At 41.8% G+C, this 12,803-nt stretch carries 9 protein-coding genes; 3 read left to right on the forward strand and 6 right to left on the reverse strand.

Going from position 1 to position 12,803, the window contains the following annotated elements:
• Nucleotides 1–12 precede the first annotated feature (12 nt).
• The 6 genes from GQF63_RS10755 to GQF63_RS10780 form a co-directional block, all read right to left on the reverse strand.
• Complete coding sequence (locus tag GQF63_RS10755; RefSeq protein WP_160369233.1) at nucleotides 13–1,389, reverse strand: TlpA family protein disulfide reductase; 1,377 nt, start codon at nucleotides 1,387–1,389, stop codon at nucleotides 13–15.
• Between the two features lie 6 nt (nucleotides 1,390–1,395).
• The gene (locus GQF63_RS10760) at nucleotides 1,396–2,793 is read right to left on the reverse strand and encodes a PKD domain-containing protein (RefSeq protein ID WP_160369234.1); all 1,398 of its coding nucleotides are present in this window, start codon (nucleotides 2,791–2,793) and stop codon (nucleotides 1,396–1,398) included.
• A 15-nt stretch (nucleotides 2,794–2,808) separates the two neighbouring features.
• Complete coding sequence (locus tag GQF63_RS10765; protein ID WP_160369235.1) at nucleotides 2,809–3,582, reverse strand: DUF4843 domain-containing protein; 774 nt, start codon at nucleotides 3,580–3,582, stop codon at nucleotides 2,809–2,811.
• Nucleotides 3,583–3,587: 5 nt separating this feature from the next.
• The gene (locus GQF63_RS10770; RefSeq protein ID WP_160369236.1) at nucleotides 3,588–5,048 is read right to left on the reverse strand and encodes a RagB/SusD family nutrient uptake outer membrane protein; all 1,461 of its coding nucleotides are present in this window, start codon (nucleotides 5,046–5,048) and stop codon (nucleotides 3,588–3,590) included.
• A gap of 10 nt (nucleotides 5,049–5,058) precedes the next feature.
• Nucleotides 5,059–8,406 carry a SusC/RagA family TonB-linked outer membrane protein gene (locus GQF63_RS10775; RefSeq protein ID WP_160369237.1) on the reverse strand — a complete coding sequence of 1,116 codons (3,348 nt, stop codon included), beginning with the start codon at nucleotides 8,404–8,406 and terminating at the stop codon, nucleotides 5,059–5,061.
• Nucleotides 8,407–8,502: 96 nt separating this feature from the next.
• Entirely contained in the window at nucleotides 8,503–9,639 is a 1,137-nt protein-coding gene (locus GQF63_RS10780) for a FecR family protein (RefSeq protein WP_160369238.1), read from the reverse strand.
• A 129-nt stretch (nucleotides 9,640–9,768) separates the two neighbouring features.
• On the opposite strand from GQF63_RS10780, the gene GQF63_RS10785 reads away from it, so the two are divergent.
• The 3 genes from GQF63_RS10785 to GQF63_RS10795 all read left to right on the forward strand — a co-directional run bounded on the left by GQF63_RS10785 (nucleotide 9,769) and on the right by GQF63_RS10795 (nucleotide 12,754).
• A complete protein-coding gene (locus GQF63_RS10785; RefSeq protein ID WP_160369239.1) occupies nucleotides 9,769–10,359 on the forward strand; it encodes an RNA polymerase sigma-70 factor in 591 nt (196 codons plus the stop codon).
• A 130-nt stretch (nucleotides 10,360–10,489) separates the two neighbouring features.
• On the forward strand, nucleotides 10,490–11,389 hold the full coding sequence (locus tag GQF63_RS10790; protein ID WP_160369240.1) for a S1 family peptidase: 900 nt from the start codon (nucleotides 10,490–10,492) through the stop codon (nucleotides 11,387–11,389).
• 159 nt (nucleotides 11,390–11,548) lie between these two features.
• Nucleotides 11,549–12,754: an exo-beta-N-acetylmuramidase NamZ family protein gene (locus tag GQF63_RS10795; RefSeq protein WP_160369241.1), complete on the forward strand. Its 1,206-nt coding sequence runs from the start codon at nucleotides 11,549–11,551 to the stop codon at nucleotides 12,752–12,754.
• Nucleotides 12,755–12,803: the final 49 nt, after the last annotated feature.

The raw sequence follows: 12,803 nt of genomic DNA on the forward strand, positions 1-12,803 counted from the left end.
GGAATCATATTACTAAAACTTATCAAACAATGCTTTAATTTGGGGGTCGCTAGGGCGTGGAGCCTTATACAACTGCAATGTGCCATCCGGGTTATACAACATAAAATGCGGAATACCGGTGATACTCATCATTTTATCGAAGCGGGAATCACCGAGCTCCCATTGCAGGCCATGGAGATTTAACTCCGCCACTTTATTGCGCCATGCTTCTTTACTGGAATCCAAGGATAAACTGATAAACACGATATTCTTATCCTTATACTGTTTTTCTAAGGCTTGAAGGGCTGGAATTTCCTGAATACAAGGAACACACCAGGAAGCCCACAGGTCGATATATATATACTTCCCTTTAAACTGCGCTAATGAAACTTCTTTCCCTTCGATATCTTTGAATTTAACATCAGGCATAGCACTTCCGATAGTTGAGTACTGCAAACTCTTAAAATCGTCGATGATTACAGTTCTCGTCTTTTGGTCTGTCATTTTTTGCGTGAAAGAAATCAAACTTTCGATATCGGCTGCATATTGCTGTCTATCGGTAATTTTATATTTCTGCATAAATTCAAGCAGGTAATCCAAGTAGAGTTTCTGATGTAAAGCCGGAGATTTGATATGCTTATCTAACAAATCACTTTTTAATTGCAGTCTTTTAAAACCACCTACATTTTTTGGCAATTCGCGCTCAAAGAGATAATTAAGATTACCCACTGCCAAATAATTAGAAAGTGCATACTCTGAATCTAGGGTTTCAAAGCAATTTTCTGGCAATGATACCTTGAGGTTTTCCGAATGAATGGCCATCAGGTAATTGTTAAAGCCGAGGAAGTTTAAATAGCCCAGCACCTCTTTATCTTTGAGTTTATTCCGCTTTACATTACGGGTTACCTCATCCAGGTAATCCTGGCAAAAAGCTTCCATATCTGCATCTGCAGGCTTATTTACAAAACGCTCCTTCATTTTCTGATTGCAAAATGAAGTGTATTCGATCATGCTCTTATGGGTTCCTTTAAGCTTACCCGGTAATACTTGGAGGTAGCGGTCTTTATCAAAATGCAGGTTCAGCAGCACCTGCTCTCCCGGTTGCAGGTATAAAGGGAAGCTAGCGCCTAATTGGCGATTACGCGCCAAGGGTTCAAAGGTAAACTGAACCCAGGTTGGGCGCTCCAAGCCATTGGTCCAGGAAAAGCGACCATCGGCTTGCAGGCGGATTTCCTCGGTTTCCAAACCACTGTTCGGAAACAGGGCGGCCACCTGAAGCTGATAGTCTTCACCCATATTAATTTTACCTTGAACTACTGTCTTTTTCGCTGCTGCAGCAAAGGCTGCAGGAATGCTGAATAAACTAATGAGCATCAAGCAGATGCCCATTAGTCTTATTGATTTTACCATGTACACTTAACTTCTCTTTTTAAACATTATTTTCACCGGTTTATCGGCAATGGCGGCAAAACTTGCCTTTTTCGCGCCAGTATCTAAATTATAAACCAGGATACTGCCTTTTAAACCTGCCGCATCTTTATTGTAAACCCCAACATAAAGCTCTTTGCTAACAGGATCTTTTTGCATGCAGGTGATTTCTCCGGGAACATCAATGGTGATGTATGGCTTCTTCGGAAAATCATTCGTGGAATAGAACCATTGGTAGATCTCCTTCGAATTCGCATATATGACTTTAAAGTAAAAATCATCCAATAAAGTCACCGATTGCTTGTTGAGCGACATTTGATCCAAATTGAATTCATGCACTTCCAATACATCTACTTTCTTCCGATCGAAGGTGGTTATTAATTCTCCAAACACCGTTTTACGGTAGGCATTCGGCGTGGTTTTGCTCTTGGTTAAAACCACACAGCGTCCGTTGGAGGTGAAAAAATGAACCAGCTCCTGCCCTTTTAACTCATTGCCTGAATTACTGTTATAATACCAGAAGTTCCACATCTTGGAATTCTTGGCATCCCAAAAGTAATTGTTGGTAAAGTTCGCATTACCAAGAACTTGGGTTTTCATATCAAACCGCATGGTATCCGCATCGGTGAAATTGGAAATAATAAATTCCAAGGTAGCCAGGCTGTAAACTTTGCCACTGCGTGTTAACACCAAGGATGAACGCGCTGCCGTGTTCGGGATGTTCATAGCCACCGGCTTGAAATCTGGATATTCAGGTGCTTTAATTGTACTTTCCAGCTCCAGGGTTTTGGTATTCAATAAAGAAATACCGCCGTCTTCACTCGAAACAAAAAGCTGAGCCAAGCGCGGCACAATATCAGTCGGTTTTTTCCCTAAGGATAATCCCGGGTTATTGACTGCGAAACTATTGATATCAACCGCATCCAAAGGCGTTTGGGAGATAAATTGATTGGCACGCTTTGGAATAAAGCTTAGGGTTCCATCGCCATTGCTAGCCTCCCCTAAGATCATTAATCCCTCTTCATATTGCGAGTTCACGCGAATAGTAAATTCCTTAAAATTGGCACCATCCTCATTACTCACCTTCAGGCGCACTTTATAGGTGCCCAAGTTTGTTCCCACATATTTAAAGGCCTTCTCCGTAGAAACGATTTGTTGATCGACCTCCCACTCATAACTCAAAGGCAGTTCTCGTTGTTGACTTACCTCAGGCTGCAACTCAAACACTTCATTTTTATCGATATCGACGATTGTTTTATCGGCAAACGGCAATTTGACTTCAATCAGGGAAATATCACGATTCCCCACACTTGAATCATCTTTATTACAAGCTTGCAAGAGCACAAATAGGACCAGCAAGCAGGATAATAGGTTTGTTTTCATCATTTTTCAGTTTATCAATTAATAGCCATAAGGACGCGGAACCTCAACGCCCATCTCCGGATGCTGCTCCATAAAATACTGATACAATGGAATCACCACGTACTTGGTTAGGGAGAAGTCATAGTCCCAAGCCCAACCGCCTGGGAAATTAGGCAATAACTCGCCACCATAGGCTTTGCAGATGGCCTGATAGGTGCTAGGTGCTTTATCTTTCATCTGGGCAAAAATCTCCATAAACTTGATGTATTTAATTGGATCCCAATTGCCAAGCTTATAGGATGGCCATGATTTATCGCCCCAATAATCTACCCAATTCGGTTGCTCTACCCTATTATTAAAGGTAATTACGGTTTTTTTATGCTCGTCGATCACCGGTACAAAATCATCCGTTTCCTGAAGGGCAAAACGCACTTTAAAAAAGCCATCTTTAAGATCCTTACGCAAGAGCTTGATGGTCATTACGCCGTTCACAGAATCCGCTTTAATCAGCAGGTTGTTCGGAATTTCAAAATGTACCCCTTGCTGGGCACTTCCGCTTTCAGGAAGGACTTGCACTTTAAAGCTGCGATCTTGTGCACTAGGTGCGCCCATAATTTTTACGGGAATGGATAAATCGTGGCTATTCACGGCCAATGGTGTAATACCAAAAGAATAGTCCGTAGAATCACTTCTGAAATAAATACCGGTTTTAAACTCCTCCGGTTGGAATATATTTTCTTTGCAAGATTGCAAGCTGCAGGCGATAGCGAATAGGAAAGCGCCTACCTTCCATAATTGATGTTTCGTTCTCATGTGCACTAGTTATTATATTCCTGTTCGTCGAAAGGAATGGGCCATACATAGATTTTATTACTTGCTGGAACCTCCACATTGTTTACATTACGGATATTCAAATGCAAGCGTTTCATGTTGAAGAAGGTCTGTCCTTCCCCGATCAGCTCCTTATACCGGTCGGCAGTAATGCGCTCTAAGGTTAGGCTTAATGCCGGGCTGCGTTCATTTAACGGGGTTAATCCGCGCGAACTTAAAACGGCATTGAAATACTGCATCGCTTCTTGCGGATTACTAGTCAATAAGGCTTCGGCCATAATGTAATAGAGTTCTGGTAAGCGGATCAAGTTGATTCCAGAAATCATCCCTTCAGGACGAAAATACTCCTGGTTATCTGCCAAGTATTTATCGAGCAATTTGGAAAAACGGATAGCTCCTTGGCCTGCAACCGGCAGTCTAAAGAACGCTTCCCAACGGTAGTCGTGTCCCACTTGTTCATGTTGATAGATGCCGGCCATGTTAGGACGTAAATCATAGGAGAAATACGTGGATTGCAATAAAAACCGATCGCGAACCGTAGTATAATAGCGAGTGCTATACAAGCCAAAGATGGTTTCTTTCGCATACAAACCACCATTTGTGCTGGCTAAGGCAAGTTCAGATTTATCCATTAAGGTGAACTTCTTCGAATTAATTACCTTCTTGGCATAGACCGCAGCATTCAATAAATCGCCTTTGGTTAAATATACACGTGCCAGCAAAGCCTGAACGGCGTAAAGGTTAAAGTGGGTTTCAAGATCGCGGAGGAAGGAAACCGGTGGATTTACCTTCGGTGTGGTTAGGTATTGCGCATCTGCAGCTAATAATTGCTCTGCTTCCTTTAAGTCGGCGATAATAAGCTCGTATACTTTTGCTGCGTTGCTGAATTCCGAAGGCTTTAAGGAAAACTTCGTCGAATAAGGAATTCCTGAAGCATTAGCATTGGCCTTGATGTTTTCAGTATACAAGCGTAGCAAGTCGAAATGCATGAAGGCACGGATGCCTAAAGCCTCCCCACGGTATAGCTTATAATGCTCCAATTTCCCCTCGTACTTTTCTAAGCTGATCAGAATATTATTGGCATTCGCGATATTGGTATACATATCCTTCCATACATTATATAATGTCGTTTCTAAGAGGGTATGTTTATAATTATAGGTTTGCACCTGTTCTACATATTCATTTTGAAAGCTATCAAAATACTGGGCCAGGATTTCGATCATTTCATGCGACAAGGTTTTTCCATACAAGTTTTCCGTGCTCATGCTGGCATATACCCCGTAGATGGCAGATTCAAATCCGGCTGCATCTTTTAATAATCGATCACTAGGCAACTCACCCTGTGGTCGAACGTCTAAGAATTTATTACAGGAGCTGGTACCGAGTAAACCAATACTCAATCCCATAAAGAGAAACTTCCGTAAAGACGATTTTATAGTCAATTTCATAATTTTTCGATTAGAAGATCACATTGATATTAAAGTCCGCACCACGGCTGTACAAATAACTTGTACCACGCTCGATTCTTACCGTTGATAAACGGAACAAATCATTAATACTCATGCCCACGGCTAATTTACTAGCACCAATTTTCTTCGCTAAAAGAGGTGAGAAATCGTAGGCAAAGTTTAAACGCTCCAAGGCGAAGGTGTTTTCCTTCTCTACAAATCTGGTAGTTTGTTTCGGTGCAGATTGATCGGCAATATCTTTATAAAGAGCAATATCTCCAGGGTGTTTCCAACGATCGTTAAATACGCGTTCATCAGCATTCAACTTCGGATTTGCACCCTCGACTTTGCTGGCACGCGTGGTGTTATAAATATAACCGCCATTCCGTAGGCCGAAATAAGCTGCCATAGACAAACGCTGGTAGCGAACCGTCGTAAATACATTGCCAGATAGTTTAGGCATTAAATCGCCAACCACAATCTTATCTGCCGGGTTATAGCTGAACGTACGCTCGCCATTCCGTTTGATATAAATCTCCTGCCCTGTGGCCGGGTCGATACCTCCCGATTGTACAACCTTAATAGCCGTTGTCGATTCGCCCTCTTGGAACTGTGGCATCGGTGCTAATGACTCGTAATCGTTATTGATTTGGTTCTGCTTTTCTAAGGCACTACTGATTTTTAAAATCTTATTGGTATTGTGCACCAAATTAGTACCTAACTGCCATGACCAGCTGGAATTACGGATAAGGTAACCATCTAAGGTTACTTCAATACCTTTATTTTCCATTTCACCCAGGTTGTCTTTTCCACTAGTTACACCTGTGGAAGGTGCTACGGTTTTATCGATCAATAGGTCCGTGGTTTTGCGTAAGTATACATCGGCCGTTAAGTTTAAGCGACGGTTTAAAATGCTCACATCGGCACCTACGTTATAGTTCAAAGTCCGCTCCCACTTCAGGTCCGGATTACCGATGGTAATCGGAACGGCACCTATGCCATTCAAATAAATAAGCTTATCGCCGAATTCGTAGGTAGTTAAAGCCTGATAGGAATTGAAGCTTACCTTTCCGGTGAAACCTACAGATCCTCTAAGTTTTAACAGGTCGATATTTTTATCCTTTAAGAAAGATTCGTTATGTAGGTTCCAACCCAAACCCGATGACCAGAAATGGCCATAACGGTTGTTTACTCCAAATTTAGATGATCCGGAGATTTGGTAAACCGCATCTACATAATAGCGGTTATTTAAGGAATAGTTCATATTTAAGAAACCAGCGACATCCGCACTTAAGTCTTGCGAGCCGGAAGGCTTCTCATTGGCTGGATAGCCTGCTGCAAACTTCATGAAGTCCAATTCATCGGAGTAAAATCCAATTCCGCGGTGTCCGAAAGACTTGGTATCAAATCGATTGATGGTACCCCCGATATTGGTGCTCAATAAATTATTATTGCCATGTACCTTATTATACGATAAAACAAGGTTACCGGAATAGTTTAATGCTTTCGATTCCTGAATGGCCAAAGAGCCTCGCTTGGAAAGATCCGGTTCGTTTCGGTACATGCCAGATAATGGCGATTGAAAGTAGGTTCTCCTCATATCGTTCATCGATAGATTCCAATGGGAGGTTACTCTAAAGTGTTGATTCAGCTCCCAACGGGCATCAAAATCATTGCTGAATATTTTTGAATGGTTCTTATCGTAGGATCCTAAGTTCGCTTCGTATAAAGGGTTCATATTGTCCCAAGAAAGCACTTGCTTCAAATTGCCGTAATCATCGCGAATGCGATCATAAGGGTTCATCTGCACGTAATGAGAGAACTCGCCATAGGGAGATTTTACCACGCCTACATAGCTGAAGTTGGTACGGTTGCTGAACGATAGACCATGCTTAGCATAATGCTCTAAAGCAAACCCTAAACCATAGCGGTCGCGGCCATCGCCTTTCATAACGCCGTTTACTTGGGCAAAGCGGGCATTCACCTCGTATCTTGTGCCTTGAGAACCGCCTGCTAACCGTAAGGAATGGTCGTGGGTAGATCCGATACGGGATGGTTGTGCTAACCAATCGGTATAAACACCGCGACGAATATCTTGATAACGGCTATTGTAAACCGAATCTAAGGCATAACGATCTTCTAAAATAGGGCTGGAATATAAACCGGCAAGTTTCTCATATTCGAGTTTCTGCATCGGATTTAACACTTTGTAATCGGAGAAATCCGGCGCCTGAATACTGGAAATAAGGTTGTAGATTACCTTTAATTTTCCTTCGGCAATGCGCTTACGCTCGATTACGATTACCCCATTTGCTGCTTTGGCACCATATAAAGAGGCCGCAGAAGCATCTTTTAACACCGTAATGCTTTGGATTTCGTTGATATCCATATCATATAAATCGGCTAAGGTCACGATAGTTCCGTCGCGAACGATTAAAGGCTGATTAACCGACTGATCGGTATTGGAAAATGAAGTGACCCCACGAATTAAAATGTCGGGCAAGGCATTCGGGTTAGACCCTGTTGCTTTTTGCTCTAGGGTAACTAAGCCTGGCGTTAGCATACTTAAGGCTTCAATAACCGATGTAGGTGCTACTGCTTTCAGCTCCTCCCCTGTAAAAGAACGGGATGCCCCCGTAAAGGTGGATTTATTTTGTGCATATAAACCGGTAACTACCACATCTTCCAAGCCTACGGATGAAGGATTCATTTGCACTTCCACAAATGCTTTCCCCTGAATATTAACTTCAGTCATCTGCATCCCTAAAAAGGTAACCTGGATCTTTTGGTCCTGATCGGTAACCGGAATGGTAAATACGCCATTTCCATCGGTGTAAGACATGGTACCACTTGGCAGGGTTTTGATACTCGCGCCTACAATAATGGCACCTGTGCTGCTATTGGTGACGCGTCCGTCTAAAAAATTTTGTTCTCCTGATCTTCTTGCCCTTGTCGCCGTATTCCCCGCGGCAGCATTGGCCTGAATAATAATGGAATTGCCTTCCAACTTATAGGTTAAAGGTTGCCCTTTAAAAAGATTGGCTAATACCTCTTTCAATGGCGCATTGTCTACCTGCAGGCTTACAGGCTTGGCCTGCTGCAATACATTGGCATTTAAGAAATAGTTGTAGCCACTTTGTTTTCTTATTTCTTTGAGCACGTGCTCCAGATTTCCTTGCTTCACTTTCAGCGTAATTTGCTGAGCAAACAGGTTGCTTTGCAACATAAAACACAACAGAAAGCCGCAGGAATAGCGCAGGACAACAGGAAGTTTTCCTTTCCCTTGTCCTCCTGATTTTATAGATGCTAATTCAGCATATAGCTGCTTGAATCGATCTATAAGAAGGATTTTATTCATAATTGTTTTTCATTAGGTAGAATAATCTATTGTTTGGTTTTGGTCAGGAATTAGGTTGTTCGTTGACCATTGTTAGTTTCGGGTTGGAAGTAAAGTTTACTGCATCAACAACCTCCTTTCACTTCCTTCACTTACGACTTTAAATTTCAGGTTACTGCTCATTTGTATCAGTTTCAACAATTCTGATAAGGGCACATCCCGTTTAATTTCTCCATAAAACCGGTCGGATGGCCACTGCTGTATTTGCACATCGATATCATACCAGCGCTCAACCTCTTTCATAATTTCTTTTAAATCACAGTCATGAAAGCTAAACAGGTTGTTCTTCCAGTCTAAGATGGCATATACATCCGTTGGACTAACTTTTAACAATTGCCCCTGCTGGCCTACATGTGCTTGTTGTCCAGGTTTCAATAAAGCCCGACGACCATGCTTATCGGCTACCGCAACAGAACCTTCTAGCAAGGTTGTGGCTGTAGCATCCTCATTATCATATGCTTTGATATTAAAATGAGTTCCTAATACTTCTACTTCTTGCTGCTTGGAAGCCACAATAAATGGCGTTCTAACCTGCTTGCCTTGCGCATCCACATGGTATTGCTTAGCCACTTCGAAGTAGGCCTCGCCGGTGATTTCCACACGACGTTCGTTAGCAGAAAAGGCCATAGGATAGCTTATTGTCGAGGAGGCATTTAACCATACCTTCGTGCCATCGCTTAAGGTTACTTGGAATATCTTTCCCCTTGCGGTACTCAGCTTCAGCATTTTAGGACTTGATACGGCATCAGCATCGGCTAAAACCCGCGTGCCATCCAAGTATTGAACCCCGTCTTTACTGAGAATAATGCCAGACTTTTCATCGCTCATCGCTATTTCTTCCCCATTATCCACGGATAAAACGACTCCTTCATTCGCGGGCATAATGCTCGTAGCTGCAATTTCTTGCAAGACAATTGGCGTTGGTTTCTGCAGGAATAACCAGCTGCCAACAGCCAATAAAATTACCGCTGCCGCCGCACTTAACCACTTCCAAAGCGCAATAGACTGCTTTTTCGGAGCAGACTGCCCTAGGATTTGCTGATAGATTCCCTGCATCTCCTTTTCCGTCCATTCCTGGTTCTGGTCTTGGCTTCCCACCTCCTCCAACCACTGATCAACCAGTTCCTGCTCCTTCTTCGAAAGAGACTGCTGTTGGTAGTTCGCTAATAGCTTATCAAAATCCTTAAGTTCCAAAGTCTTTTATTTAGGTGTTCATAAATAAGGTTGCACTTCTCGGAGGCAACACACAGTCCGTTTGCAATATTTTTTTTTTCGCTGAAAAAATCCTTAGTTTTACCCCCTGTACATCGTCTACCTCTTCCAGTGGAACCACAAAGCACAACCTACGATATCGACGCCGCCCTTCTCCGCCAAGTACAGGAAGGAGATGAAACAGCTTTCAACAAGCTGTATCGTAAGTATGCGCCCAAACTCTTGACCTATTGCTACAGCTATACCAAGAATCGGGAAATAAGTGAAGAATTTGTGCAGGAGATATTCACCTCCATCTGGACGAGAGTGCAGGATTTGAAAATCGAAAGCAGCTTTCAACACTATATTTTTGGGGCTGCCAAATATAGAATTTTATCTTATATGCGATCGGAAAAGGTGCGAGAAAAATACTTTAATCATTTCAAACTTTTTTTAGCCCAATACGAAGTCTACAGCACTGAAGAAGCATTAAATTTAACTGATTTAAAAAAAATAATTCTAAAGGAATTGCAAACACTTCCTGAAAAATGTAGTTTTGCATTTTATCTCAGTCGATTTGAACAAAAGTCGATAGATGAAATTGCAATAGAAATGGGGATTTCTAAGCGCACAGTGGAAAACTACCTGACTCGTGCCTTAAAACATCTTCGATTGGCACTGAAAGATTATGCATGGCTAATCCTATTGTTGTATAACAGTTAATTTTTTTCAAACATAGTAAAGTTTAACCCCTGAAAACAGTAACCTGCTTTCAGCTGAACTGCCTATAGGTGGAAACTTGTTAAAATCAATTATTGTTAAAAACCTATTAATTAGTAATTATTATAATTTTATGAAAAAACAAACGGTTAGTATTTTATTATTAAGCCTTTCTGCGCTGGTATTTCAAGCGGAAGTAAAGGCACAGGCCTTCGACAGCAACAAATGGGAAGGCTTCTTTGACCAAGAGAAATTCCAGATGAATTTCGAAAACAAAACTGCCGACTTATTGAAAAACGCAGTCTACCTAAAGCCTGAGCAAGCAGCTACAGACCTTGTAGCAGCAGAGGGTAAAAAAGTAAAAATTGACCTGCCAAAAGCCCGTAAAAAAGACCTTAAACCAACGGCAATTGCTGACTTGTTGAGAGAGTCTTTTGTTTCTTTCGCCATTGCTTACGATTGTGGAAATTGCCACAGAACGCACGTAAATTCTTCCTCTGGTTATGTGATCAGCGAAGATGGACACATCGTTACGAACTACCATGTGGTTGAGGGCTTTACACAAAAAGATAAAAACAAATACTTAACCATGTCGGTTCAAGGAAACGACGGGGAAGTGTATTTAGTAAATGAAATTGTTGCGAGTAACCAAGCGGCAGATTTAGCCATCGTAAAAGTGGATACCAAGGGTAAAAAATTAAAACCATTGGCGCTAGGAAATACAGCAAAAGTAGGTGAAGAAGTTTTTGTTTTAAGCAACCCAGCTCCAATGATTAATTACTTTACCACAGGAAAAGTGGCTAGAAATTACTTAAGCCCTTCGAACAAAAGAAATAGACTTCCGCAAACGGACATTACAGCTGATTATGCTGCAGGATCTAGCGGTGCCCCTATTGTAGATCGCTTTGGAAACTTGGTATGTACCGTATCTGCTACGAACTCCATTTACTACAATCCGCAAGAGCAAAAGAACTTACAAATGGTTGCAAAAAACACCATCCCTGTAATTTTATTAAAAGAAATGATTCTTTAATAGTTTCCAAGAGCTTTGGAATTTATGAAGTAAAAATGTGAATAAAAACAAAGCCCGGATGCCAACATTCGGGCTTTATTTTGTGCAAAAAATTGAAGGTCTTTCAAATCGAAATACAGGATAAAATCGCTATTTTTAGCAAGCTAAAAATTAGAAACCATGAGAAAAGGCCTACTCCTCCTTTGTATGCTATTCACCTGTTTGTCAGGTAGCTTTGCCCAACTAAAATACGCAAATAACATCATAAAAACAGGCGCAGACCAGACCGAACTTTACTTTCCTACCCTACAAGGAAAACGAGTGGCTTTAGTGGCAAACCAAACCAGTATCATCGGAAATAGCCACTTATTGGATAGCCTGCTGGCTAGCGGAATAAACGTCGTTAAAGTTTTTGGCCCCGAGCATGGTTTTCGTGGAAATGCAAGCAATGGAACCGAGGTAGCAGATGAGAAAGACCTAAAAACCGGCGTAGCAATTATCTCCTTATATGGTAAGAAAAGAAAACCGAGCAAGGAAGATCTAGCGAATGTGGACATCCTGATTTATGATATCCAAGATGTAGGATGCCGCTTCTATACCAATATCAATACCTTACGCGACGTGATGGAATCTTGTGCGCGATTTGGCAAGAAATTAATGATTCTAGATCGGCCTAATCCCAATGCATATTTTATTGACGGCCCCATTCTAGATATGAAGTTAAAGTCGGGTATCGGTCAATTCCCCATTCCGATAAGCCATGGCCTAACCGTTGCGGAATTTGCCCAAATGGTCAACGGAGAACGCTGGCTGGCCGATAATTTAACATGCGAATTGCTTTTGGTAAAGAACAAAAACTACAAGCATAGCATGCTTTATAGGCTACCGGTGCCCCCTTCCCCGAATTTAAATACCCCTGAAAGTATCTTGCTCTATCCCTCCACCTGCCTGTTTGAAGGGGTTAGCTTAAACCATGGCCGAGGCACAGATTATCCCTTTACCCGAATTGGTGGACCTATGCTGAAAGGGAAATACGATTTCAGCTTTACACCGCGGTCGATTCCCGGAAAGGCAGAAGATCCGCTCTACCAAGATCAGCTTTGTTATGGAATTGATCTTCGACACATCAATCTAGAAGCCTTGGTAAAGAACAAGAAAATCAATCTGCAATGGATGATAGAACTCTACAAAAACTATCCTAACAAGGCTAAATTCTTTGATCAAAGCATCCACAGACAGATCGGCAACATCAATTTCCTAGCCGGTGATTATGCATTTAAGAAGCAAATTGAAGCGGGAATGAGCGAGGTTGAAATCAGAAAAACCTGGGAACCAGGCCTCAAAGCTTACAAGCAAATGAGAAAGAAATACCTACTATATCCGTAATTTTTTTAATTTTTTCTTGCGAGAGAAAAGTTATCATCGTAATATTGCG

It is taken from the genome of Sphingobacterium humi (assembly GCF_009768885.1).
In the GTDB taxonomy this organism is placed as follows: Bacteria; Bacteroidota; Bacteroidia; order Sphingobacteriales; family Sphingobacteriaceae; genus Sphingobacterium; species Sphingobacterium humi.

Bases quoted from the DNA above. Each gene is read 5' to 3' on its own strand.
- GQF63_RS10755 (WP_160369233.1), bottom strand. From the start codon at position 1,389: ATGGTAAAATCAATAAGACTAATGGGCATCTGCTTGATGCTCATTAGT.
- GQF63_RS10760 (WP_160369234.1), bottom strand. From the start codon at position 2,793: ATGATGAAAACAAACCTATTATCCTGCTTGCTGGTCCTATTTGTGCTC.
- GQF63_RS10765 (WP_160369235.1), bottom strand. From the start codon at position 3,582: ATGAGAACGAAACATCAATTATGGAAGGTAGGCGCTTTCCTATTCGCT.
- GQF63_RS10770 (WP_160369236.1), bottom strand. From the start codon at position 5,048: ATGAAATTGACTATAAAATCGTCTTTACGGAAGTTTCTCTTTATGGGA.
- GQF63_RS10775 (WP_160369237.1), bottom strand. From the start codon at position 8,406: ATGAATAAAATCCTTCTTATAGATCGATTCAAGCAGCTATATGCTGAA.
- GQF63_RS10790 (WP_160369240.1), top strand. From the start codon at position 10,490: ATGAAAAAACAAACGGTTAGTATTTTATTATTAAGCCTTTCTGCGCTG.
- GQF63_RS10795 (WP_160369241.1), top strand. From the start codon at position 11,549: ATGAGAAAAGGCCTACTCCTCCTTTGTATGCTATTCACCTGTTTGTCA.